General features: G+C 70.3%; 25 protein-coding genes and 1 tRNA gene. 20 read left to right on the top strand and 6 right to left on the bottom strand.

Annotation, left to right across the window (positions count from 1 at the left end):
* Positions 1 to 49 precede the first annotated feature (49 nt).
* The 4 genes from JUB10_RS07695 to JUB10_RS07680 all read left to right on the top strand — a co-directional run bounded on the left by JUB10_RS07695 (position 50) and on the right by JUB10_RS07680 (position 4101).
* Positions 50 to 1237 (top strand): extracellular solute-binding protein, encoded by a 1188-nt coding sequence (locus tag JUB10_RS07695; protein WP_207455177.1) that lies wholly within the window; start codon positions 50 to 52, stop codon positions 1235 to 1237.
* A gap of 72 nt (positions 1238 to 1309) precedes the next feature.
* Entirely contained in the window at positions 1310 to 2212 is a 903-nt protein-coding gene (locus JUB10_RS07690; protein WP_307859145.1) for an ABC transporter permease, read from the top strand.
* Positions 2213 to 2219: 7 nt separating this feature from the next.
* Positions 2220 to 3029: an ABC transporter permease gene (locus tag JUB10_RS07685; protein ID WP_207455176.1), complete on the top strand. Its 810-nt coding sequence runs from the start codon at positions 2220 to 2222 to the stop codon at positions 3027 to 3029.
* 49 nt (positions 3030 to 3078) lie between these two features.
* Positions 3079 to 4101: an FAD-dependent monooxygenase gene (locus tag JUB10_RS07680; protein WP_207455175.1), complete on the top strand. Its 1023-nt coding sequence runs from the start codon at positions 3079 to 3081 to the stop codon at positions 4099 to 4101.
* Positions 4102 to 4192: 91 nt separating this feature from the next.
* On the opposite strand, the gene JUB10_RS07675 is transcribed toward JUB10_RS07680, so the two are convergent.
* Positions 4193 to 4762 (bottom strand): hypothetical protein, encoded by a 570-nt coding sequence (locus JUB10_RS07675; protein WP_207455174.1) that lies wholly within the window; start codon positions 4760 to 4762, stop codon positions 4193 to 4195.
* 171 nt (positions 4763 to 4933) lie between these two features.
* Between JUB10_RS07675 and JUB10_RS07670 the strand changes: the two genes are divergently transcribed.
* Positions 4934 to 7309: a multicopper oxidase domain-containing protein gene (locus tag JUB10_RS07670; protein WP_242682329.1), complete on the top strand. Its 2376-nt coding sequence runs from the start codon at positions 4934 to 4936 to the stop codon at positions 7307 to 7309.
* 38 nt (positions 7310 to 7347) lie between these two features.
* On the opposite strand, the gene JUB10_RS07665 is transcribed toward JUB10_RS07670, so the two are convergent.
* Positions 7348 to 7421, bottom strand: a tRNA-Gly gene (locus JUB10_RS07665).
* 56 nt (positions 7422 to 7477) lie between these two features.
* On the opposite strand from JUB10_RS07665, the gene dcd reads away from it, so the two are divergent.
* From dcd to JUB10_RS07640, 5 genes are all read left to right on the top strand, one after another.
* Positions 7478 to 8083, top strand: a complete 606-nt coding sequence (gene dcd, locus JUB10_RS07660; protein WP_207455173.1) for a dCTP deaminase — start codon at positions 7478 to 7480, stop codon at positions 8081 to 8083.
* A 1-nt stretch (position 8084) separates the two neighbouring features.
* Positions 8085 to 8423 carry a DUF6578 domain-containing protein gene (locus JUB10_RS07655; protein WP_207455172.1) on the top strand — a complete coding sequence of 113 codons (339 nt, stop codon included), beginning with the start codon at positions 8085 to 8087 and terminating at the stop codon, positions 8421 to 8423.
* A 56-nt stretch (positions 8424 to 8479) separates the two neighbouring features.
* Positions 8480 to 8917, top strand: coding sequence for a helix-turn-helix transcriptional regulator (locus JUB10_RS07650; RefSeq protein ID WP_207456006.1), 438 nt, complete (start codon positions 8480 to 8482; stop codon positions 8915 to 8917).
* A 4-nt stretch (positions 8918 to 8921) separates the two neighbouring features.
* A complete protein-coding gene (locus tag JUB10_RS07645) occupies positions 8922 to 9323 on the top strand; it encodes a VOC family protein (protein WP_207455171.1) in 402 nt (133 codons plus the stop codon).
* 68 nt (positions 9324 to 9391) lie between these two features.
* Complete coding sequence (locus JUB10_RS07640) at positions 9392 to 10459, top strand: aminotransferase class V-fold PLP-dependent enzyme (protein WP_242682328.1); 1068 nt, start codon at positions 9392 to 9394, stop codon at positions 10457 to 10459.
* 82 nt (positions 10460 to 10541) lie between these two features.
* Here the strand turns inward: JUB10_RS07640 and idi are convergent, their stop codons facing one another.
* Entirely contained in the window at positions 10542 to 11084 is a 543-nt protein-coding gene (gene idi, locus JUB10_RS07635; protein WP_207455169.1) for an isopentenyl-diphosphate Delta-isomerase, read from the bottom strand.
* A 111-nt stretch (positions 11085 to 11195) separates the two neighbouring features.
* Between idi and JUB10_RS07630 the strand changes: the two genes are divergently transcribed.
* From JUB10_RS07630 to JUB10_RS07610, 5 genes are read left to right on the top strand one after another with little or no spacing between them, the layout of a single operon-like run.
* The gene (locus JUB10_RS07630) at positions 11196 to 12065 is read left to right on the top strand and encodes a phytoene/squalene synthase family protein (RefSeq protein ID WP_207455168.1); all 870 of its coding nucleotides are present in this window, start codon (positions 11196 to 11198) and stop codon (positions 12063 to 12065) included.
* On the top strand, positions 12062 to 13735 hold the full coding sequence (gene crtI / locus JUB10_RS07625) for a phytoene desaturase family protein (RefSeq protein ID WP_207455167.1): 1674 nt from the start codon (positions 12062 to 12064) through the stop codon (positions 13733 to 13735). The genes JUB10_RS07630 and crtI overlap by 4 nt, the downstream gene beginning before the upstream one ends.
* A complete protein-coding gene (locus JUB10_RS07620; protein ID WP_207455166.1) occupies positions 13735 to 14055 on the top strand; it encodes a lycopene cyclase domain-containing protein in 321 nt (106 codons plus the stop codon). Before crtI ends, JUB10_RS07620 begins: the two co-directional genes overlap by 1 nt.
* Positions 14052 to 14402 carry a lycopene cyclase domain-containing protein gene (locus tag JUB10_RS07615; protein WP_207455165.1) on the top strand — a complete coding sequence of 117 codons (351 nt, stop codon included), beginning with the start codon at positions 14052 to 14054 and terminating at the stop codon, positions 14400 to 14402. The genes JUB10_RS07620 and JUB10_RS07615 overlap by 4 nt, the downstream gene beginning before the upstream one ends.
* A complete protein-coding gene (locus JUB10_RS07610) occupies positions 14399 to 15292 on the top strand; it encodes a prenyltransferase (RefSeq protein WP_307859144.1) in 894 nt (297 codons plus the stop codon). Before JUB10_RS07615 ends, JUB10_RS07610 begins: the two co-directional genes overlap by 4 nt.
* A 208-nt stretch (positions 15293 to 15500) precedes the next feature.
* Here the strand turns inward: JUB10_RS07610 and JUB10_RS07605 are convergent, their stop codons facing one another.
* Entirely contained in the window at positions 15501 to 15767 is a 267-nt protein-coding gene (locus tag JUB10_RS07605; RefSeq protein ID WP_207455164.1) for a hypothetical protein, read from the bottom strand.
* A gap of 135 nt (positions 15768 to 15902) precedes the next feature.
* Between JUB10_RS07605 and JUB10_RS07600 the strand changes: the two genes are divergently transcribed.
* On the top strand, positions 15903 to 16832 hold the full coding sequence (locus JUB10_RS07600; RefSeq protein ID WP_207455163.1) for an aldo/keto reductase: 930 nt from the start codon (positions 15903 to 15905) through the stop codon (positions 16830 to 16832).
* Between the two features lie 131 nt (positions 16833 to 16963).
* Here JUB10_RS07600 and JUB10_RS07595 read toward each other — a convergent pair whose 3' ends face one another.
* Positions 16964 to 17764 (bottom strand): isocitrate lyase/PEP mutase family protein, encoded by an 801-nt coding sequence (locus JUB10_RS07595; RefSeq protein ID WP_207455162.1) that lies wholly within the window; start codon positions 17762 to 17764, stop codon positions 16964 to 16966.
* Positions 17765 to 17796: 32 nt separating this feature from the next.
* Positions 17797 to 19161, bottom strand: coding sequence for an MFS transporter (locus JUB10_RS07590; protein ID WP_207455161.1), 1365 nt, complete (start codon positions 19159 to 19161; stop codon positions 17797 to 17799).
* A gap of 237 nt (positions 19162 to 19398) precedes the next feature.
* On the opposite strand from JUB10_RS07590, the gene JUB10_RS07585 reads away from it, so the two are divergent.
* From JUB10_RS07585 to JUB10_RS07570, 4 genes are all read left to right on the top strand, one after another.
* Positions 19399 to 20709: an ABC transporter substrate-binding protein gene (locus JUB10_RS07585; RefSeq protein WP_207455159.1), complete on the top strand. Its 1311-nt coding sequence runs from the start codon at positions 19399 to 19401 to the stop codon at positions 20707 to 20709.
* 73 nt (positions 20710 to 20782) lie between these two features.
* Positions 20783 to 21874, top strand: coding sequence for a carbohydrate ABC transporter permease (locus tag JUB10_RS07580; protein ID WP_207455158.1), 1092 nt, complete (start codon positions 20783 to 20785; stop codon positions 21872 to 21874).
* Complete coding sequence (locus tag JUB10_RS07575; protein WP_207455157.1) at positions 21871 to 22755, top strand: carbohydrate ABC transporter permease; 885 nt, start codon at positions 21871 to 21873, stop codon at positions 22753 to 22755. The genes JUB10_RS07580 and JUB10_RS07575 overlap by 4 nt, the downstream gene beginning before the upstream one ends.
* Entirely contained in the window at positions 22755 to 24170 is a 1416-nt protein-coding gene (locus JUB10_RS07570; RefSeq protein ID WP_207455156.1) for a glycoside hydrolase family 1 protein, read from the top strand. Before JUB10_RS07575 ends, JUB10_RS07570 begins: the two co-directional genes overlap by 1 nt.
* Position 24171 lies beyond the last annotated feature (1 nt).

Raw genomic sequence — 24171 nt, 5'->3', positions numbered from 1 at the left:
CTCCGCGCGTCGGCTCACCAACCACCACCACAACAGCAAGGAGCGACACATGAAGAAAGCACACCTCGCGGTGCCGGCCATCGCGGCCTCGCTCGCCCTCGTCCTCGCCGGGTGTTCCGGCTCGGAGGGTTCGGGCGACCCGGCCGCCTCGGGCGGACTGAACATCGACGTCCCCGACGTGCCCATGCTCGAAGAGCTCGGCGAGGGCGAGGGCGAGGTCAACATCATCGCCTGGAGCGGCTTCGTCGAGCCCGCCTGGAGCGACACCTTCACCGAGGAGACCGGCTGCGTCGTCAACCGCCGTGTCGCCGGCACGAGCGACGAGATGGTGCAGCTCATGCGCACCGGCGACTACGACCTCGTCTCGGCCTCCGGCGACGCGAGCCTCCGACTCATCGCCGGCGGCGACGTCGCGCCGATCAACCTCGACCTCATCCCCAACTTCGGCGACGACATCGTCCCCGGGATGAAGGGACAGCTGTACGACACGATCAACGGCAAGTCCTACGGCGTGCCCATCGGCCGCGGCGCGAACATCCTCCAGTACAACAGCGAGGTCGTCACCGAGGAGCCCACGAGCTGGGACGTGACGTGGGAGAGCGACAGCCCGTACGCCGGGCAGATCATCGGCTACGACGCCCCGATCCACATCGCCGACGCGGCCGTGTACCTGATGGCGCACGAGCCCGACCTCGGCATCACCAACCCCTACGCGCTCGACGAGGACCAGCTCGCCGCGGCGGTCGACCTGCTCAAGGAGCGCAACTCGATCGTGTCGGAGTACTGGGCCGACCCGGTGGCGCAGATCACCTCGTTCACGGGCGGCAACACCGTCGTCGGCACCTCGTGGGAGGTGCTGCGCAAGCTGACCGAGGACGAGAAGTTCAAGAGCGTCCTGCCCGAGGAGGGTTCGACCGGCTGGTCGGATGCCTGGATGATCGCGGCCGAGGCCGAGAACCCCAACTGCGCCTACCAGTGGATGGACTACACCAGCGCTCCCGAGGTCAACGGCGCGATCGCGATGAACTTCGGCATGGCGCCCGCGAACGCGGCCTTCTGCGAGACCTCCGAGGAGGCGGCGGCGCACTGCGAGTACTACAACGCCACCGACGAGGAGTACTTCGAGAAGGTCTGGTTCTGGACCACGCCCATCGAGCAGTGCATCGACGGCCGCACGGACGTGACCTGCACGAACTTCCAGCAGTGGACGGACGCCTGGCTCACCGTCAAGAGCTGATCCGACCGGGTGGGGCCGCGCCGCGGCCCCACCCGCATCCGCCCGTCGTCACCGTCGAAGAAAGGGGAAACGGTGGTCACCAGTCTGCCCGCTCAGGTCCGCCGTCCGCCCAAGGCGGCGAAGCCGCCCAAGAGCTCGCCCGCGCGTCGCACCGGACCGCTCGGTCTCGTGGGGTTGCTCGCACTGCCGATGACCTGGCTCGTCGGGGTGTACATCTTCTCGCTCGTGATGCTCCTCGTCACGGCGTTCTGGACCACCGACCCCTTCACATCGAAGGTCAAGCCGGGCTTCACCTTCCGCAACTTCGAGCAGATCTTCCAGAACTCCGCCTACCTCTCGACCTCGTTGCGCACGCTCGGCATCGCGCTGCTCGTGACCGCGCTGAGCATCCTCTTCGCGGTGCCGCTCGGGATCTTCATGGCGAAGATCGCCGCTCCGTGGCTGCGCGCGGTGCTCGCCGTCGCCGTCACGCTGCCGCTCTGGGCCGGCTACCTGGTGAAGATCCTCGCCATGCGCGTCACCTTCACCGAGGGCGGGTTCTTCAACTGGCTGATGGCGCCGCTCGGGGTGAGCGGTCCGGGGTTCAGCATCACGACGGTCGTGCTCACGCTCACCTACCTGTGGTTCCCGTACATGGCGATCCCCGTCTATACGGCCATCCGGCAGATCCCGGTCAACCTGTTCGACGCCTCCGCCGACATGGGCGCCCGCAGCTGGCGGACCATCCGCACCGTCGTGCTGCCCCTCATCCGCCCGGCGATCATCGCCGGCTCGATCTTCACCTTCTCGCTGAGCCTCGGTGACTACCTCGCCGCGCGCTTCGTCGGCGGCACGACCCAGATGATCGGCAGCGTGATCGCGTCGAACATCAACCTCAACCCGCCGATCGCGGCGGCGTTCTCCGTCGTGCCCATCGTGTTCGTCGTCGTCTACCTCGTCGGGGTGCGCCGAACAGGCGCCCTCGACCGGATGTGAGGCTCCCGTGCTCCGTCTCTCCCGCCCCGCCAAGATCGGCCTCGGATTGATCGTCGCGCTGGTGCTCGCGTTCCTCTACGTGCCGCTCTTCCTCGTCGTGCTCAACGCGTTCAACGGGGCCCGCATCGCCGCGTGGCCCGTCACCGACTTCTCGCTGCGCTGGTGGGAGGCGGCCTTCACGAGCGAGGCCATCCGGCTCGCGGTGCTGAACTCGGTGATCGTCGGCCTCGGCGCCACCGCGATCGCCCTCCTGCTCGGCACGCTCGTGGCGTTCGCGCTGCAGCGCTACAGCTTCTTCGGCAAGCAGACCGTCAACCTGCTCGTCGTGCTGCCGATCGCCCTGCCCGGCATCGTGACCGGCGTCGCGCTCAACAACACCTACAACCAGATCCTCGAGCCCGCCGGCATCCAGGTCGGCTACTTCGGCATGATCATCGCGCACGCCACCTTCTGCATCGTCATGGTGTTCAACAACGTGCTCGCCCGCCTGCGCCGGCTGAACCCGAGCGTGGAGGAGGCGTCGATGGATCTGGGCGCGCGGCCCTGGCAGACGTTCCGGTTCATCACCTTCCCGCAGTTCCGCAGCGCCTTCGCGGCGGGCGGCCTGCTCGCCTTCGCCCTGAGCTTCGACGAGGTCGTCGTCACGATCTTCACGGCCCCGCCCGGGGTCGACACCCTGCCGCTGTGGATCATGAACCAGATGGCGCGGCCCAACGAGGCGAGCGTCGTCAACGTCGTCGCGACGGTGATCATCGTCGCCTCGCTCATCCCGGTCTGGGTGTCGCAGCGGCTCGGACGGGACGTGACGGAGCGCTGAGCGTGCTCGCCCCGCCGAAGCGGCTCCGCTGCGGCGATAAGTTGCCCTGATGGCCGAGATCCTCGTCGTGGGCGCAGGGATCGGGGGGCTCTTCGCCTCCCGACTGCTGGCGACGACCGGGCACGCCGTCACCCTGATCGAGCGGAGCCCCGCGGCATCCGCTGTCGGCGCCGGACTCGTGCTGACGGATGCCGCGGTGCACCGCCTCGCGGAAGCGGGAGTGCAGGTCGGCCCGATCGCCCAGCGGTTGACCGCTCTACGTGTCACCGGTCCTCGCGGTCGCTCCCTCGGCGGCGTCGCGCACCGGTCCGCCCTCGCCCGGCCCGAACTGATCACCGCCCTCTCCGACGGCCTGAGCGAGCTGGCCGACGTGCGCTTCGGCGCCGCGCTGCAGGGGATCCGGCGGGACGGCGATCGGGTGCACTGCACGGTCGCGGGGGAGGAGCGGGCGTTCGACTTCGTGGTCGCGGCCGACGGCATTCGCTCGACGGTTCGTTCCGCTCTGGCGCCGGATGTCGCGCTGCGCTCCGCCCGTCAGGTCTGCTGGCGAGGAATCGTGCCTCGGCGCTTCGGCGACGCGGCGACCGAGCTGTGGACCGGGCAGGAGCGCATCGGCATCGTCCCGCTGACGGGTGGCCGAAGCTACGTCTTCGTCACCCGGTCGACTCAGGACGCCGGCGACGACCTGGCGCCCGTTACGGGGGTGCCGCGGCGCGACGCGACCGCGGTCGAGGCGCTGCGGAGCCTGCCCCGGGAGGCGCTGTTGCGGCACGAGCTCTGGGAATTGGACCGGCCGTTCTGGGGCGTTCCGAGGATCGCGCTGCTCGGCGACGCGGCGCACGCCATGACTCCGAACACCGGACTCGGTGCCGCCCTCGCGATCGAGGACGCCGTCGTGCTGGGCGAGGCCGTGGGTGCCGGGCTCGACTCGGCGGTGGATCGGCACCGGAGAAGCCGCGGGCTGCGGGTGCGTGCCGCACAGCTGGCCTCCCGCACGATCGGGGACTTCGCGCACAGTGAGCGGCGCGTGGCGGTCACCCTGCGGAAGAGGCTGGGGTTGCAACGCGCGTGAGGCCTCCGCGGCACTCTCGTGAACGCGGGGACCATAGGCGTCGGAGCTCCATAGCCGAAGCGCTCGGTGAGCACGACCGCCCGGACGGCGCCTACGCCAGGGCCGCGGGAAGAGCGGTCGGGAGCGCCAGACCCACCGGGTGATCGAGCACCGGGTCGGTGAACTCGGCGAGGAAGCCTGCCGGTGCCTCGCTCGGCGCGAGGTAGCTGACCCAGAACCTCTCCGTGCTGGCGGCGGCGACATCGAGACGTCGGACCGAGGCACCTCGCGGAGTGACACTCGTGCTGCCGGCGATCTGCAGCCGCACCTGCCCCGGCGAGAGCCGGACCGGCGTGCCGCTCTGGTTCACGACGACCATCCAAACGACGACGACGTCGCCCCAGGTCAGGTTGGCGAGCGGGGAGCGCTCGCCACCGTGTCCGTGACCTCGCCCGTCGACCGACCGCGCCGTACTGCCGCCGCGTCGCGGGCTTCGTGTCGCCCGCTCGATCGCGACGCTGCCGAACGACGTCGCGACCGCGACGGGTGCGGCGTCCTGGCCGGTCTCCGACCGGCTACTGCTCGCGGCGCTGGCCGCCGTGATGACGGCCGCGGTGCCCGCGACGGCCACGCCGAACTGCCGCCGGGTCACCCCGGGCGGCACGTGCTGCTGCTCCGACATCCGTACCACCTCACGTCTGGCTTCGGTGGACCGGACGGTACGAGCGAGTCCTTGAGAAAACCATAGGGTTCGACCTCCAAGGAATCCGCAACCCGGGGGGTGTGCCCTGTCGGCGACGTCGCCCTCCGGGGGCGTCGTGGAAGTAGTCGGAAAGTCACCGCGGGGGTCGTGATGAGAGCAAACCCGAGAGCGTTCGAGGTCGGAACCGGGCCGGCCCTGGTCGACGGCGCGGCCGTGCTCGATGTCTTCGTGAACGAAGGGCACGTGCCCATGGTCGATGGAGCACTGGTTTATCACCGCGGCTTCGGCGACGAGGAGACCGCGCCGGATGCCGCGGCGCCAAATCTCGTCATCCGTCCGCGGGTCTTCACGGCCGACGGCCGCATCGTGCAGAGCAGTTCCTACCCGCTCGACGCCCCGGTGCCGCCCAAGGGTCGGCCGGCTCCGGCCGCGCCCGATCCCCAGGTCCCGCTGCATCAGCTCGCCCGTCGTCGGCACTGGGCCAGCTACTTCCCCGACCGCACCTTGATCGCCGAGACGGGCAGCACCGTGCGCCTTCGGGTGCACAACCGGCTTCCGCAGCCGCACGAGCTGACCTTCCACGGTGCCGGCGCGGGCGGCAGCGCCGTCGGCACGGGCCCGATCCCTCCGGGCGGCACCCGGGAGCTCAGCTTCGCCGCGCCCCCCGCCGGCACGTACGTGTACTCCGATCCCGGCAACGCGCCCGTCGAACGGACGCTCGGGCTGTTCGGGGTGCTGCTCGTCGTGGACGCGGCGGCCGCATGGCAACTCAGCAGCGGCGGGCCCGAGTTCGAACGTCAGTGGCTGTGGATCTGCCACGACGTCGAGCCCGAGTGGGCGCGAGCCGCGTCCCGCGGGCAGCGCGTGGATCCGGCGACGATGCCGGCCGTGCCGCGGTACTTCACACTGAACGGCCGGTCGGGCTTCGAGTCGCTCGCGATCACCGTGGACGAGGAACTGAACGCACTGCGCAAGCTCGACACGTTGCCGTCGGGTTTCCCTCGCGCCACGGACGTCCGCGACTTCAGCCGGTCGCCGCAGGAAGGCACGGTGCGCACGGGGCAGCTCATCCGGATGGTGAACGCCGGCATCGTGGGACATCAGTTGCACTTCCACGGCAATCACGTGTGGACGCTGCGGAGCAACGGCACCGACTTCCCGCGCAGCGGCGGACGCGTCAGCGCGGAAGGACGAGTCATCCTGCAGCACTGGGAGGACACCGTCGATCTCGATCCGCTCGACCGCACCGACTCGATGCTGCCCTTCAAGCGACCGCCGGACGTGCTCGACGCGGTCTGGAACGCGCGCGGCGAGGACTGGGTCTACCCGATGCACTGCCACGCCGAGCCGTCGCAGACGGCGGCGGGCGGCTTGTATCCCGGCGGTCTCGTCGCCGATTGGGTGCTCGCCGCGAAGCAGGAGGAGACCCCGCACCACAGGTACCGCAGCCAGGTCGAGTTCGCCTCCGACCAGCCGGATGAAGGGAGCCCCGAAACCCGCTTCCGCACCAGGCCCTCGGTGGCGATGACTCTCGACTTCTTCGGACGGGAACTCCGTTTCCCCGACGGCTCCGAGCACGACGTGTGGAGCTTCGAGTCCGGCGATTCGGGACGCGGACTGCCCGGTCCCCTGGTCCGCGTCACCGAGGGCCAGGTGATGCACGGCACGATCAAGCCGAGCAAGGCGGTGCACACCATCCACTGGCACGGCATCGAACCGGACCCGCGCAATGACGGGGTCGGGCACACCTCCTTCGAGGTGTCCGGCAGCTACACGTACCAGTGGCGCGGGCAGGTCGGCGTGCCCGGAGACCCGAACACGGGCACGGCCGGCACGTACTTCTACCACTGTCACGTCAACACCACGCTGCACGTGCAGATGGGGATGTTCGGCCCGGTCATCATCGATCCCCCACCCGGGGCCGGTGCGCCCCTGCCGGCGGGCGTGCGCCGATACAGCGTCGACGGGCCGGAATACGACGTCGCTACCGAGACCCTGCTCATCCCGTACTCCGTCGACCCGCGGTGGCACGAACTGTCACATGCTGCGGGGCTGTCGGGGGAGGACGTCGGACTCAACCGCTTCGTTCCGCGGCACTTCGTGCTGCTCGGCGGAGCGATCGCCACCCGCCCGCGCGGAGACCGGGTCTGGAGCCTGTCGAGCATGCGTGCGAACCTGCCCGGTGGGGACCGCCGCCCGACGCTGCTCCGGTTCGTCAACGCCGACTACTTCCCGATGCGCATCCGCTTCACGGATGGTGCGGGCCAGCCCGTGCCGATGGCCGAGCTCGTCGGTCACGACGGCCGACCCTTCTGGCACACCGACAACCCCACCGGCCCCGCGACGCCGGTCTGGCGCTCCGGCAGCCGACTGCTCACGAGTCTCATCAAGTCGGGAGCGGCGGAGAAGTACGACGTGCTGCTGCGGCCGCCCGCGGCCGGGCAGTACCGGATCCACGTGGACTTCCTGCACTGGGTCACCGGCCGGATCGCGGCCACGAGGACGGTGCAGGTCACCGCTTCCTGACCCGGAGGGCAGCGCGCGCAGTTCGAAATGAAGTGAAGTGGAGCGAGTGACGGGAATCGAACCCGCGCTACCAGCTTGGGAAGCTGGAGTTCTACCATTGAACTACACTCGCGCAGCCCGGAAACCCGGGCAGGTTCTCGATTGTAGCGGCACCAATACACTGACTGCGTGTTGCTCTCGGACCGCGACATCCGCCTCGAGCTCGACTCGGGCCGGATCGCTCTCGACCCGCTCGACCTCGACATGGTGCAGCCCTCGAGCGTCGATGTCAGGCTCGACCGCTTCTTCCGGCTGTTCGACAACCACAAGTACCCGTACATCGATCCGGCCGAGAACCAGCCCGACCTCACCCGCCTGCTCGAGGTGCGGCCCGACCAGCCGTTCATCCTGCACCCCGGGGAATTCGTGCTCGGCTCGACGTTCGAGCTCGTCACGCTTCCGGATGACATCGCCGCACGCCTCGAGGGCAAGAGCTCGCTCGGCCGTCTGGGCCTGCTGACCCACTCGACCGCCGGCTTCGTCGACCCCGGCTTCAGCGGGCACGTCACGCTCGAGCTGAGCAACGTCGCGACGCTGCCGATCAAGCTGTGGCCCGGCATGAAGATCGGGCAGCTCTGCTTCATCCGCCTGAGCTCGCCGACCGAGTCGCCCTACGGCTCCGGCCCCTACGGCAACCGCTACCAGGGCCAGCGCGGCCCGACCGCCTCGCGGTCGTGGCAGAACTTCCACCGCACCGACGTGACGGTGACGGATGCCGGAGCGACGGGCGCCTGACATGGCGGACGTGCGCGTTCGTGTCGGTGACTGGGAGCACCAGTGCTGCGGCGAGGGGCGCGAACTGGGCGACCGGGTCGAGTGGACGGTGCACCGCTTCGGCGGTGAGCTTCACGAGACGCACCACCACCTCGTCGAGGGGATCGAGCCCCTGGTCGGGCGCATCGTCGCCGTGGACGGTCTGTTCGGCGACGCCGGCGAGGTTCCTCTGCTGCGGCTCCCCGCCGGCACGTCCTCCGAGCACTGGATGACGGATCGCGACCGCCCACTCCGCAGCGCCGACGGCTCGCCCCTGCCCGAGGTCACCGAGGACTTCGTCGTCACCGTGCGCACCGACTGAGCGTCGGCGCCAACCCGTGGCGTCCGTCGGCGGAGCGCACTAGCGTCGGCGCCGTGATGCCGGCCGCGGAACTCGAGAACCTCGCGCACCTGCGCCGCGCCCGCGACCTCATCGACCGCGACTACGCCCTCCCGCTCGACGTGCCGACGCTCGCCCGGCGCGCGCTCATGTCGCCCGCGCACTTCTCGCGCCGGTTCAAGGAGGCCTACGGCGAGACGCCCTACGCGTACCTCATGACCCGCCGCATCGAGCGCGCCATGACGCTGCTCCGCACCGGCATGAGCGTCACCGACGCGTGCATCGCCGTCGGTTGTACGTCGCTCGGCTCCTTCAGCGCCAAGTTCAAGGAGATCGTGGGCGTGCCACCGACGATCTACCGCACGCTCGATCACTCCGCGCTCGCCGCGATGCCGCCCCGCGTCGCGATGGCGGAGGGTCGCCCGGTATCGAGCAGGATCCGAGAAGCGGCGGCATCCGCGGCGCCCGTACGGTGACGGCATGACCATCTCGATCAGGTACTTCAACGTCTCGGTGACGGATGTCGAGGAGTCGCTCGCCTTCTACCGCGACGCCCTCGGGCTCGAGGTGGAGCAGGACGTGGCATCCGGCGACCACCGCTGGGTCACGCTCGGCTCGCCCGCGCAGCCGGGACTCGGGCTGGTGCTCTCCACCCCGTACGCAGGCAGACCCGAGGTCGACGGTGACGCGCTGCAGACCCTGCTCACCAAGGGCTCCATGCCGATCATCGTCTTCGCCACCGACGACCTCGACGGGCTCTTCGAGCGCGTGCGCGCCTCGGGCGCGGAGGTGCTGCAGGAGCCGATGGACCAGCCGTGGGGTCCGCGCGACTGCGCCTTCCGCGACCCGTCGGGCACGACCATCCGCATCGCCGCCGCCTGAGTGGCCGGCACGCCTCTCGATCGCGATTGGCCCTTGGCAACGGATGCCGCGGTCACCACCCTTGAGGCATGCCGACCATGACCTCCGCCCTCGAGACCGTCCAGCGCGAGTTCTTCGCCGAGGGCGTCTACCTCAACACCGCCTCCCTCGGGCTGCCGCCGCGGCGGGTGCTCGACGCGGTGACGGGAGCGCTCGAGGACTGGCGCACCGGCCGGTCGAGCCCGCCGCAGTTCGACGCCGACATCGCCGAGTCGCGGGCGCTGTTCGCCGGGCTCGTCGGAGTCGCCGCGGACGACGTCGCGATCGGCAGTCAGGTCAGCGCCTTCGTGGGTCTCGTCGCCGCCAACCTCTCGGACGGCAGCGAGGTGATCGTCGCGCAGGGCGAGTTCACGAGCGTCGTGTTCCCCTTCCTGGCGCAGGCGCCCCGCGGTGTCACCGTGCGCGAGGTGCCGCTGGAGTCGATCGCGGATGCCATCACCGAGCGCACCGCGCTCGTTGCCGTGTCGGCGGCGCAGTCGGCCGACGGACGCGTCGCCGACCTCGACGCGATCCGCGCCCGGGCGGCGCAGGCGGAGGCGCGGGTGCTCGTCGACCTGACCCAGTCCGCCGGCTGGCTGCCCGTCGACGCGAGTCTCTTCGACTACACCGTCTGCGGCGGCTACAAGTGGCTGCTCGCCCCGCGCGGCACGGCGTTCTTCACCGCCACGGCCGAGGCCGCCGACGAGCTGCTGCCGCACGCGGCCAACTGGTACGCGGGCGCCGAGCCGTGGAACAGCATCTACGGCGGACCGCTCCGCCTCGCCCCCACCATCCGCCGCTTCGATCTCTCACCGGCCTGGCACTCCTGGGTGGGGCAGGCCCCGGCGCTCCGCCTGCTCACCGAGGTGGGGGTGGAGACGCTGCACCGGCACGACGTCGACCTCGCCAACCGCTTCCGGTCGGCGGTCGGGCTCGCGCCGAGCGACTCCGCGATCGTCAGTACGGCGGTGACCGCGGATGCCGCGAGCACGCTGCAGGCCGCGGGAATCGCCGCCGCGATGCGCGCCGGCCGGCTGCGGCTGAGCTTCCACGTGAACAACACCGAGGAGGACGCGGACCGGGCGGCGGAGGCGCTGCGCGGGGTGATCGTCGGCTAGGCAGCTTGGCGTGTGCGAGTCCGTCGCCCGAGACGGGCGACGGCGCTGGCGTCGCGGCGAAGGGCAGAAATGCCCTTCGCTCCTAGCTCCAGCGCGCCCTCGGGAACCCCACCCACGCCTGCAGCTCCCACCCGAGCCACGGGCTGAACGCGAACGGCGTCGCCCGCACCGCCTGCACGAGGGCGTGCGGCTCGACCCACTCGAACTCGGCGACCTCGTCGGGATTCGGCAGCACCTCGTCGAGCGTCACCGCGCGGAACACGGGGCAGATCTCGTTCTCGACCAGCCCCGAGGCATCCGTCGCCCGGTAGCGGAACTCGGGGAGCACCTCTTCTACCCCGGCGACCTCGATGCCGAGCTCGGTCATCGCGCGCCGACGGATCGCGGAGGCCATGTCCTCGTCGGGACCGGGGTGGCCGCAGAAGCTGTTCGTCCAGACGCCCGGCCACGTGCGCTTGCCGAGCGCGCGGCGAGTCAGCAGCACGCGTCCGCGCGAGTCGAAGACCCAGCAGGAGAAGGCGAGATGCAGCGGAGTGTCCGTCGTGTGCACGTCGGCCTTGTCAGCGGTGCCGACCGGGGTGCCGTCCTCGGCGAGGAGCACGACTCTCTCAGTCACGGCGGTCATCGTTGGGGGTACTCTGCCTTCCGTGACGGTGGATTGCGCGATCCGGACGACGCGCAACGAGCGCGAGTCAGCCTAACCGCGCATGGGGCACAGACGCTGGACGGAGTGGTCATGATCGATCGACTGCCTCTGTACGACCGCGTCGCGCACGAGACGGCCGGAGTCGTGATCCGCCGCTACTCGACCAGCTTCGGCCTGGCGAGCAAGCTGCTCGACGGCGCGACCCGCTCGCACATCGAGAACATCTACGCGCTCGTGCGCCTCGCGGACGAGATCGTCGACGGCGGCGCCGCCGAGGCGGGCGTCGACCGGCAGGTGGCGCGGCAGCTGCTCGACGAGCTCGAGGCTGAGACGCACACCGCCCTCGAGCGCGGCTACAGCACCAACCTCGTCGTGCACGCGTTCGCGACGACCGGGCGCGAGGTCGGCATCGGCCCCGACCTCACCGCCCCGTTCTTCGCCTCGATGCGCGCGGACCTCACCGAGACCACCCACACGCCCGACAGCTTCGCCGCCTACGTCTACGGTTCGGCGGAGGTCGTCGGGCTGATGTGCCTCCGGGCGTTCGTGCTGGGCTGCGAGTACACGCCGCAGCAGCACGAGCGGCTGATCGAAGGCGCCCGCCGGCTCGGCGCCGCGTTCCAGAAGGTGAACTTCCTGCGCGACCTCGCCGCCGACTTCGAGACTCTGGGCCGCAGCTACTTCCCGGGCGTCGACGTCGAGAGCTTCGACGAGGCGACGAAGAACCGGCTGCTCGACGACATCGACGACGACCTGCGCGCCGCCCGCGAGACGATCCCCGACCTGCCCGCCGGATGCCGCCGCGCGGTCGCCCTCGCCCACGGGCTCTTCCACGAGCTCTCCCGCCGCCTCCGCCGCACCCCCGCCGACCGGCTCATTGCGAGCCGGGTGCGGGTGCCCAACCCCGTGAAGGTGCGCATCGCCGCGGCCGTCTCGCTAGGACGGCTGGCGGCCCGATGAGCGGCGACCTCGACCAGACCGCCGTCGGCTTCGGGCTCGACCCCGTCGACGAGCTGCCCGACACCGCGGGATCCGACTCCGCGCCGGCGCCCGCTCCGCATGTGGTAGTGATCGGCGCCGGCATCGGCGGCCTCGCGAGCGCGGCCCTGCTCGCCCGCGACGGCTACCGCGTCACCCTGCTCGAAAAGCAGCTCACCGTCGGTGGCCGCGTCGGCTCGTGGGAGCAGGACGGCTTCCGCTTCGACACCGGTCCGAGCTGGTACCTCATGCCCGAGGTGTTCGACCACTTCTACAAGCTGCTCGGCACGAGCGCCGCGGAGCAGCTCGACCTCGTGCGCCTCGACCCCGGCTACCGGGTGTACTTCGAGGACCAGCCCGACCCCGTCGACATCCAGTCCTCCCGGGAGGCGAACGTCGCGCTGTTCGAGTCGCTCGAACCGGGCGCGGGCAGGCGGCTCGAGAAGTACCTCGACTCCGCCAAGGGAACGTACGACATCGCGCTCAAGCGCTTCCTCTACACCTCGTTCGAGAGCGTCACCCCGCTCTTCGTCCGTGAGGTCGTCAGCAGACTCGGCAAGCTCAGCAGCCTGCTGCTGCGCCCCATCCACGGCTACACCGCCCGCGTCGGACGCGACCTGCGCATCCGGCAGATCCTCGGCTACCCCGCGGTGTTCCTCGGCTCCTCGCCGTTCACCACGCCCGCGATGTACCACCTGATGAGCCACCTCGACCTCGAGGACGGCGTGCTCTACCCGATGGGCGGCTTCGTCGGCATCATCCGCTCGATCGAACGACTGGCACTCGCCGAGGGCGTCACCATCGAGACGAATGCCCCGGTGACCCGCATCCTCACCGACGGTGCCCGCGCCACGGGCGTCGAGTACCGGCGCGACGGCGCGACGCGCACGCTCGACGCCGACGTCGTCGTGTCGGCGGCCGACCTGCACCACACCGAGACGGCGCTGCTGCCCGAGGACCGGCAGACCTACGGCGAGGCCTACTGGCGCAAGCGCACAGCCGGACCCGGCGCACTGCTGCTGCTCCTCGGCGTCGAAGGGGAGGTGCCGGAGCTCGAGCACCACACGCTGCTCTTCGCGAAGGACTGGACCGAGAACTTCGACGCGATCTTCGGCCGGAACCCCTCCGTGCCCGACGCGCCCTCGCTCTACGTCTGCAAGCCCTCCGGTATCGACGCGAGCGTCGCCCCCGACGGCATGACGAACCTCTTCGTGCTCGTTCCCGTGCCCGCCGACCCCGCGCTCGGCACGGATGACGCCGAGCGCGAGCGCCTCGCCGACCGCGTGATCGAGCAGATCGCCGCCTGGACGGGCGTGCACGGTCTCTCCGCCCGCGTCCGCGTGCGGCGCGTCATCGCGCCCTCCGACTTCGCCTCGGACATCAACGCCTGGCAGGGTTCGGCCCTCGGCCCCGCGCACACCCTGGCGCAGTCCGCGATGTTCCGCGCGGGCAACCGCAGCCGCACGCTCGAGAACCTCTTCTACGCGGGTTCGTCGACGATCCCCGGCATCGGGCTGCCGATGTGCCTCATCAGCGCGGAGGTGCTCGTGAAGCGGATGCGGCGGGACATCTCGACCACCCCGCTCGCCGAGCCGCTGTCGCCGACGGTCCGTCCGCGACGTGCAGCCCAGCCTGCCCCCGCCGCCGAGTGATGGGCATCCTGTACCTCCTCGCGCTCGCGATCTCGATCACCGGCATGGTCGTGCTCGACCGCCGCTTCGGCCTGTTCTTCTGGCGCGACGCCCGCCGCGCGGCCATCGTGCTCGCCGCGGGAGTCCTGTTCTTCCTCGTCTGGGACCTGTTCGGGATCGGCCTCGGCATCTTCTTCCGCGGCGAGACGTCGTTCATGACCGGACTGCAGCTCGCACCCGAGCTGCCCGTCGAGGAGGTCTTCTTCCTCACCCTCCTCTGCTACCTGTCGATGAACCTCTACGGGGCGTTCAGCGGCCGAGGCGGGGAGGAGACGCCATGACCTACTGGCTGCTCAACGCCGTCTTCCTCGGCATCGTGGCCGTCGTCGTCGCGGTCGCCGTGTTCCGCCGCCTCCCCGTCCGCTGGGCCGCGGTCGCCGGCGCGATGGTCGTCGTGCTCGCGATGACCGCGGTGTTCGACAATGTGATGATCGCCGTCGGGCTCGTCGGCTACGACCCGACCCGCATCAGCAACGTGTTCGTCGGCATCGCGCCCGTCGAGGACTTCGCCTACGCGATCGCCGCCGTGCTCCTCCTACCCGCGCTGTGGTCGCTGCTGCCCCCGCGGCGCCGGAGTGACCGCCGCCCGGTCGACGCCGCCACCCGCGCCGGGAAGGAGCGCCCGTGACATCCGCCCTCGATCGCCCGTCCGCCGGCACCGTGCTCAAGGCGGTGTTCGCCTCGAGTCGCCCGCTCAGCTGGGTGAACACGGCATTCCCGTTCGCCGCCGCGTACGTCCTGTCGACCGGACGCATCGACGTCGCGCTCGTCGTCGGCACCCTGTACTTCCTCGTGCCCTACAACATCGCGATGTACGGCATCAACGACGTGTTCGACTACGAGTCCGACCTGCGCAACCCTCGCAAGGGTGGCGTCGAGGGTGCCCTGCTCGCCCCCGCGCTGCACCGCCCGATCCTCCGCTGGGTGCTGTGGTCGAACGTGCCGTTCCTCGTCGTGCTGATCGCCCTTGGCGGCCCCCTCTCCTGGCTGGTGCTCGCCATCAGCGTGTTCGCGGTCTACGCGTACTCGGCACCGGGCCTGCGCTTCAAGGAACGGCCGTTCCTTGATTCGCTGACCTCGAGCACGCACTTCGTCTCGCCCGCACTCTATGGACTCGTGCTCGCCGGCACGGCGTTCACGCCCGAGCTGTGGATGGTGCTCGCCGCGTTCTTCCTGTGGGGGATCGGTTCGCACGCGTTCGGTGCGGTGCAGGACGTGCAAGCCGACCGCGAGGGCGGCATCGCCTCGGTCGCCACCGTCGTCGGTGCCCGCGCGACGGTGCGGCTCGCGGTCGCGGCCTACGTGCTCGGCGGGGCGCTGCTGCTGTTCACCGAGTGGCCCGGGCCCCTGGCATCCGTGCTCGCCCTTCCCTACGCGATCAACGCGGGGCAGTGGTGGAACACGACGGATGCCACGAGCGAGGACGCCAACCGCGGCTGGAAGCGCTTCCTGTGGCTCAACTTCGTGACGGGGTTCCTCGTCACGATGCTGCTCATCTGGTGGGCGTTCGTCCGCTGACCGGAGCGCCCGGGCTGCTGACGCCGGGCTGCTGCACGGCCGGGGTCCCCGGAGGCGGTCGCGGGGTTCGCGGCCGCGGCTTGCGAAGGAGAGTCCGGCCGTTCAGGTCCGATTCCGACCTGATGGGGCGGTTTCTCCTTCGCCAGCCGCATCAGAACCGGTCGGCAGCCGCACCTGAGCCGGCCGCCAGCCGCACCTGACCGCCCCGCTACGACCCCTCGATGTGTCGGCGCACGTCGTCGCGGTCCATCTCGTCATCCGGGTTCGGCGTGCGGAAGTTCGTGTCGGCGTGCACCCGCCCGGCGAACTCGTCCTCGGCGTCGGGGTGCACCCGCGCGTCGACCGGGTCGGCGCCCGTCGGCTCGACCTGCTCGATCAGCGCGTCCTGAGGCACGCCCTCGTCGCCGCTGCGGGTCGTGCGGGCGTCGCCGGTTCCCGGCTCGCCGCTCATGATCGGGGCGTCTGCATCGCTCATACCGCCCATGCTTCTCCCGCCAGGTGAACGCCGGGTGTGACTGTGGGTTCGCCGGGCACGGGAAGCGGATGTCACGGGTCTCGGTTACCGATGGATGGCGGGCGCAGCGCCCGCATCCGTGCAAGGAAGGAAATCATGACCGGTCTCGACTTCGGCACCCTGGTCCTCGGCGGCAACGTGTTCGGCTGGACGGCCGACGAACGGGAGAGCTTCGGGGTGCTCGACGCGTTCGTCGCCGCAGGCGGGCGCTCGATCGACACGGCCGACGTCTACTCCTCGTGGGCTCCGGGCAACTCGGGCGGCGAGAGCGAGGCGATCATCGGGCGATGGCTCGCGAGCCGCGGCGGTCGCGACCGGGTCACCATCGCGACCAAGGTCTACTCCCTCGAGACGCGGCCGGGCCTCTCCGCCGCGAACATCAAGGCGGCCGTCGACGACTCGCTCGCCCGGCTGCACAGCGACTACATCGACCTCTACTACGCGCACCGCGACGACGAGACCGTGCCGCAGGAGGAGTACCTCGCCGCGTTCGACGACCTCGTCAAGGCGGGCAAGGTGCGCGAGATCGGCGCCTCCAACTTCAGCCCCGAGCGGCTGCGCAGCGCCGACGCCCTCGCGCACGCGAACGCCCTCACGCCGTTCACCGTCGCGCAGGACCGCTGGAGCCTCGTCGAGCGCGACATCGAGCACGAGCATGTCGCCGCCCTCGAGGAGCTCGGCCTCGTCGAGCTGCCCTACTCCTCGCTCGCGAGCGGCTTCCTCACCGGCAAATACCGGCCCGGACAGGACGTCGACTCCGTGCGCAGCGGCACGGCGAAGGCCTACCTCGAGAAGCCGTACAGCGCCGACCTGCTCACGGCCCTCGACGAGATCGCCGCGGCGCGCGGCGTCTCGGTGACCGCCGTCTCCCTCGCCTGGCTGCGCGTGCAGCCCACGGTCGGCGCGCCCATCGCGAGCGCCCGCACCGTCGAGCAGCTGCCCGCCCTCGTCGAGTCGATGACCCTCGAGCTCGCCGACGACGAGGTCGCCCGCCTCAGCGGCATCACCGCGCCCGTCACGGTCTGACGGATGACCCGGGGCGTCGGCCGCTTCGGCCGGCGCCCCCTCGGTCGGCGCAACCCACGACGACGGCCTCGACGCGCGGCGGCTCCACCGGATGCCGCGACGGCAGGGCTACGACGGCAGCCTCGGCCCGGTCAGTACTGGAACCCGAGCTCCTCGGGGTAGTCGCCCAGCATCGTCAGCTGCCGCGTCGCCCGCTGCAGGTGCGCGAGCGTGAGCCCCATCGTGCGCGGGCCGAAGCTGACGCGCGCGATGCCGAGGTCCGCCAGCCGGGAGAGCGACGGCATGCCGGGCCCGCCGATCACCGCCACCGGACCGGGGATGGTCTCGACGGCGCGCTCGATCCGGTCCTCGTCGGCGAGGCCGAGCATGAAAATGCTCGTCGCGCCGGCGTCGAGGTAGCGCTTGGCGCGATCCATGGCCTCGTCCCACGCGGTCGGGTCGCCCGCGAGCACGTCGACCCGCGCGTTGATCGCGAGCGGCACCTCGAGCGCGTCACCGGCACGGCGGGCGGCGGCGACGCGTTCGGCGGCGTCCTCGGCGGAACGGAGAGATCCGGCCGCGCTCTGCAGCGAGTCCTCGATGTTCATGCCTGCCGCGCCCGCCTCGACGAGCCGCGTGACGTTGTGCTCGACACCCGCGGCATCCGGGGCGTAGCCCTTCTCGAAGTCGATCGACACCGGGTGCTCGGTCGCGTCGATGACGAGCTTGGCCGCCCGCAGCGCCTGCGTGAGCGTGAGTCCCTCGTTGTCGCTCACCCCGTGGGCCTCGCTGATGGCGTGGCTCGCGGTCGCCAGCGCGGCGACCCCGGGCACCGCGGCGACGATGCGCGCGGTGATCGAGTCCCACACGTTGCAGACGATGAGCGGTTCGCCGGGACAGTGCAGGCTCGTCAGGATCGCGGCCTTGGCCGCGGTGTCGGGGTGGTGAGTCATGCTCCCAGCATGGCCGGGCGGACGGCCGGCGGCTAGGGGAGCGGCGCCGGCGCCTGCTCGCGCACGAAGAGCATGAGCACGAGACCCGCCGCGAGCACGACGACGATGCCGAGGATGCCCCACGCCGTCGCGCCGAAGAGCGCGATGAACAGCGCCCAGAGCCCGGGGGAGAGGAACGACGCCGCGCGGCCGGTGGTCGCGTAGAGGCCGAAGATCTCGCCCTCACGCCCGGCGGGCGTGACCCGGGCGAGGAACGACCGCGACGCAGCCTGGGCGGGTCCGACGAAGCAGCAGAGCAGCAGCCCGCCGATCCAGAACGCGATGTCGCCGATGTCGCGGAGCACGAAGACGGCGAGCCCGGTCACGACGAGACCGGTGAGGGCGGACAGGATGACCCGGCGCGCACCGAACCGGTCGTCGAAGCGCCCGGAGATGATCGTCGAGATCCCGGCGACGAGGTTGGCGGCGATGCCGAACACGACCACCTGCATGAATTCGAAGCCGAAGACCTGCGCGGCGATGACGGCGCCGAACGAGAACACACCGCTGAGACCGTCGCGGAAGACGGCGCTCGCGAGCAGGAACCAGAACGTCTGCCGCGCCTCGCGGAACAGCCGCGCGATGTCGCGGGCGAGCAGCCGGTAGCTCTGCAGGAACCCGACGCGGCGCTCGGGACGCCCCGGCACCTCGGGAACGGCGAAGAGGATCGGCAGTGCGAAGAGCACGGTCCACACGGCGCACCCCAGCGCGACGACGCGATAGGGCAGCCCGTTCTCGGTCGGCAGGCCGAACCAGCCGGCGGCGTCGGCGACGACGACGAGCACGAGGGCGAGGATGCCGCCGAGGTAGCCGAAGCCCCAGCCGAGCCCGGACACGCGTCCGACGGTCGCAGGGGTGGAGACCTGCAGCAGCATCGCGTTGTAGTTGACGCCCGCGATCTCGTTGAAGACGCTGCCGATCGAGACGAGCGCGATGCCGAGCACGAAGTAGGCGGGCGCGGCCTCGACGAAGAACAGCAGCGCCGTGCAGGCGACGAGCGCCGCCGTGTTGATCGCGAGCCAGAACTTGCGCCGCCCCGCGGCATCCGCCCGCTGTCCCATCACGGGAGCGAGCACCGCGATCACGAGTCCGGCGAGGAAGCCGGCGAGCCCGAGGCCGCTCGCGAGCTCGGCGAGGCCCGCCTCGTAGGTGGGGTCGCCCTCGCCGAGAGCGGCGACCGACGGGTCGAGGAACGCGTCGGAGGTGAGGTACAGCGCCGTGAAGATGAAGGTGAGGATCACCGTGTTGAACGGCTGGGTCGCCCAGTCCCAGAAGGCCCAGGCGACGACCCCGCGGCGGGGGGCGGGGGTTCCGGATGCCTCGGCGACCCGTGCAGAGGCGCCGTCGGTGCTGCTCATGAGCGGAAAGGTACACCGCGGCGGGTAACGGGACGGGAACCGGGCGGAGAATTGCTCACCACTGCCGCTTCTTCACGAACGGGTAACGAATCGCCGTATCGTGAGAGCGCTCTCAAATTCGCCTTGACAGCGCCGCATCCGTCCTCTTAGCCTTGCCGAAACAGTGCATGGGAGCGCTCTCACGCATCGTGGGAGCGCTCCCATTTCTATTCCCCCTGCACACACAAAGGAGTGACCGTGCCGTTCACACGTCGTACCAAAGTCGCTGCGGCTCTCGCCGGAGCGACCTCGATCGCCCTCCTCGCCACCGGTTGTTCCGCCGGCGGCGGAGGCTCAGAGTCGGGCGAGATCGAGCTGACCATCACCACGTTCGGAACCATGGGCTTCGACGACCTCTACAAGCAGTACGAGGAGGAGAACCCGGGCATCAAGATCACCGCCAACAACATCGACACCGGCGGTAACGCCCGCACCGACGCGTTCACCAAGCTCGCCGCGGGCTCCGGCCTCTCCGACGTCGTCGCGATCGAGGAGGGCTGGCTCGGCTCGATCATGGAGGTCTCCGACCAGTTCGTCGACCTGCGCGACTTCGGCATCGAGGACCGCAAGGGCGACTGGGTCGACTGGAAGTACGAGCAGGTGACCGACGCCGACGGCCGCGTCATCGGCTACGGCACCGACATCGGCCCCGAGGGCCTCTGCTACAACGGCGCCGCCTTCGAGGCCGCCGGCCTGCCCCGCGACCGCGAGGCCGTGGCCGAGCTCTTCGGTGGCGAGAACGCCAGCTGGGAGCGCTACTTCGAGCTGGGCAAGCAGTACAACGAGGCCACGGGCAAGGCCTGGTACGACCACTCCGGCTTCGTCTGGAACGCCATGGTGAACCAGCTCGACGAGGGCTACTACACCGCCGACGGTGAGCTCAACGTCGAGGGCAACGCCGAGCTCGAGGAGCGCTTCGGCTGGATCGCCGACGGCGCCGAGAGCGGCCTCTCCGCCGCGCAGACCGCGTGGGACTGGAACGGTGGCAAGTCGTTCGTCGACGGCACCTTCGCGACCTTCGTCTGCCCGGGCTGGATGCTCGGTGTGGTCGAGGGCCAGATCGAGGCCGGCGGCGGTGACGCCAGCACCGGTTGGGATTTCGCCGACGTGTTCCCCGGCGGTGCCGCCAACTGGGGTGGCTCGTGGCTCTCGGTTCCGACGAGCTCGCAGCACCAGGAGGAGGCCGCGGCTCTCGCGTCGTGGCTGAGCGAGCCCGAGCAGCAGGTCGCGGCGTTCGAGGCCGCGGGACCCTTCCCGAGCACGGTCGACGCGCAGGAGACCCTCGCCAGCGAGGGTGAGCCGGAGGAGTTCTTCAACGGCGCTCCCACCGGTCAGATCCTCGCCGAGCGTGCCAAGGGCGTGAAGGCCCAGTTCAAGGGCCCGGACGACTCGGTCATCCAGGAGAACGTCTTCGGTCCGGCGCTGCAGTCGCTCGACCGTGGCGAGGCGAACGGCGACCAGGCGTGGCAGAAGGCGCTCGACCTTCTGAACGAGCTCGTCGTCGAGTAGCAACACCCAGAACCGAGGGGGCTCCCGGTCGTGCACCGGGAGCCCCCTCCCACTCTCTCGAAAGGCGTCAACGATGACTTCGACCATCAGCCGCCCGGCGGCGCCGGCTCGCCAGCCGGAGGAGCGCAAGCCCTCGCGCGGTCGCTCCGACCTCACGTTCCGGCAGCGCCTCGGCCGGTTCGACGTCAAGGCGTCGCCCTACCTCTACATCTCGCCCTTCTTCATCACCTTCGCGGTGATCGGGCTCTTCCCGCTCGTCTACACGCTGTGGGTGTCGCTGCACGAGTGGCAGCTGCTGCAGGGCCAGGGCGCCTTCGTCGGCTTCGACAACTTCACCGCCGTGCTGCAGGACCGGTTCTTCTGGAACTCGATCTTCAACACCTTCAGCATCTTCCTGCTCTCCTCGGTCCCGCAGATCGCGGTGGCTCTTCTGATCGCGGCCGTGCTCGATCAGAACCTCAAGGCCAAGACGTTCTGGCGCATGAGCGTGCTGCTGCCCTACGTCGTCGCCCCCGTCGCGGTCGCCCTCATCTTCTCGAGCATGTTCGGCGAGCAGGACGGTCTCGTGAACAACCTGCTCGGCCTCATCGGCATCGACCCGATCCAGTGGAAGCACGACACGCTCGCGAGCCACGTCGCGATCGCGACGATGGTCAACTGGCGCTGGACCGGCTACAACGCCCTCATCCTGCTCGCCGCCATGCAGGCGATCCCGCGCGACCTCTACGAGTCCGCCGCGATCGACGGCGCCGGCAGCACGCGCCGCTTCTTCTCGATCACCATCCCGAGCATCCGCCCCACCCTGATCTTCGTCATCATCACCGCGACGATCGGTGGGCTGCAGATCTTCGCCGAGCCGCGCCTCTTCGACGCCGCGAGCGCCGGTGGCCTCGGCGGTGCCGACCGGCAGTTCCAGACGACGGTGCTCTACCTGTGGGAGATGGCGTTCTTCCGCCAGAACTTCGGCGAGGCCGCCGCGATCGCCTGGCTGCTGTTCATCCTCATCGTGGCCTTCGGGCTCATCAACTTCCTGCTCTCGCGCCGGATCGCCTCCGGCGAGGCGAGGGCGATCAAGCGTCGCAGCGGCAAGCGCCTCGAGGCGCACCGCGTTTCGCAGGGACTCGTCGGCGAGGCCGCCGGCGTCGACGGACAGGAGAAGTCATGACCGCCCCGGCTCAGAGCAGGATCTTCCCTGCGCGGCGCCCCGCCGCCCTCCCCAAGCGCCGCGGGTTCGCCGGGCGCCCCGGGTTCCTCAGCTACGGCATCCTCGCGGCCGTGCTGCTCGGATCGGCCTACCCGCTGTGGTGGTCGTTCGTCGTCGGCAGCGGCACCAACGCGACCCGTGGCGAGACCCTGCCGCTGATCCCCGGCGGCAACTTCCTCGCCAACGCGGCACGCGTGCTCGACGCGATCCCGTTCTGGACCGCGCTCGCCAACAGCGTGATCGTCTCGACCGTCATCACGGTGTCGGTCGTGATCTTCTCGACGCTCGCCGGTTACGCGTTCGCGAAGCTGCGCTTCAAGGGCCGCGACGGGCTCATGGTGTTCGTCGTGGCGACGATGGCGATCCCGACCCAGCTCGGCATCATCCCGCTGTTCATCATGATGCGGCAGCTCGGCTGGACCGGAACGCTCGGCGCCGTCATCATCCCGACGCTCGTCACGGCGTTCGGCGTGTTCTTCATGCGCCAGTACCTCGTCGACGCGATCCCCGACGAGCTCATCGAGGCGGCGCGCATGGACGGCGCGAACCAGTTCCGCACGTTCCTCAACGTCGCGGTGCCGGCCGCCCGGCCCGCGATGGCGATCCTCGCCCTCTTCACGTTCATGATGGCCTGGACGGACTTCCTCTGGCCGCTCATCGTGCTCAACCCGACGAACCCCACCCTGCAGACGGCGCTCGCGCAGCTGCAGTCGGGCTACTACGTCGACTACTCGATCGTGCTCACCGGTGCGGTGCTCTCGATCGTCCCGCTGCTGGTGCTGTTCCTCGCGGCAGGCCGCCAGCTGGTTTCCGGAATCATGCAAGGAGCAGTGAAGGGCTGATGACGCTCGACCCCACCTCATACACCTGGCCGCAGGGCTTCCTCTGGGGCTCCGCCACGGCCGCCGCCCAGATCGAGGGCGCCGCTCACGAGGACGGCAAGGAGGACTCGGTCTGGGACCACTACGCCCGGGTCCCGCAGGCCGTCGCGAACGGCGACACCCCTGAGGTCGCGGTGGACCACTACCACCGGATGCCCGAGGACGTCGCGCTCATGAAGCGGCTCGGGCTCGGCGCCTACCGCTTCTCGGTGAGCTGGGCCCGCGTGAAGCCGGGCGATCGCGAGGTCAACCCGAAGGGGCTCGACTTCTACTCGCGCCTCGTCGACGAGCTGCTCGGAGCAGGCATCCTGCCCTGGCTGACGCTCTACCACTGGGACCTGCCCCAGGCGGTCGAGGAGACCGGCGGCTGGGCCAACCGCGACACCGCCGCGCGCTTCCTCGACTACTCGCTCGCGGTGCACGACGTCCTCGGTGACCGCGTCTCGCACTGGACCACGTTCAACGAGCCGCTGTGCTCCTCGCTCATCGGCTACGCCGGTGGCGAGCACGCGCCCGGACGCCAGGAGCCGCGCGCGGCCCTCGCGGCCCTGCACCACCAGCACCTCGCCCACGGTCTCGCCGTGAAGGCGCTGCGGGAGGCGGGCGCCGAGAAGCTCGGCATCACGCTCAACCTCACGAACGCGATCCCGAACGATCCGAGCGACCCCGTCGACCTCGACGCGGCCCGCCGGCTCGACGCGATCTGGAACCGCGCCTTCCTCGAGCCGCTCGTGCTCGGCGAGTACCCGGCCGACTTCCTCGAGGACGTGCGCGAGCACCGCTTCGAGGAGCTCGTGCACGAGGGCGACCTCGCCACGATCGCGCAGCCGATCGACTTCCTCGGCGTGAACCACTACCACGACGACAACGTGAGCGGCCACCCGCTCGGACCGGATGCCCCGCGCGGACTCCGTCCGACCGAGAAGCCCGGTCGCTCGCCGTTCGTCGGCTCGGAGCACCTCACGTTCCCGACGCGGAACCTGCCCCGCACGGCCATGGACTGGGAGGTCAACCCCGAGGGGCTCACCCGCCTGCTCGTGCGCCTCGGCCAGGAGTACCCCACGCTGCCGCCGCTCTACGTGACGGAGAACGGTGCCGCCTACGAGGACGAGGTGTCCGAGGACGGGGCGATCCACGACACCGAGCGCACGAACTACATCCGCGAGCACATCCGCTCGGTCGCCGAGGCGATCGACGCCGGAGCCGACGTGCGCGGGTACTTCGTGTGGTCGCTGCTCGACAACTTCGAGTGGGCCTGGGGCTACAACAAGCGCTTCGGGATCGTGCGGGTGGACTACGACACCCTCGAGCGCACCCCGAAGGACAGCGCCCTCGAGTACGCGAGGATCATCAGCCCCGTCGGCGTCGGGATCTAGA

This window comes from Desertivibrio insolitus, from assembly GCF_017355965.1.
GTDB lineage: Bacteria > Actinomycetota > Actinomycetes > Actinomycetales > Microbacteriaceae > JAFIQW01.
The sequence above is the reverse complement of the archived record's forward strand: the minus strand, read 5'-3'. Positions and strand labels throughout refer to the sequence as shown.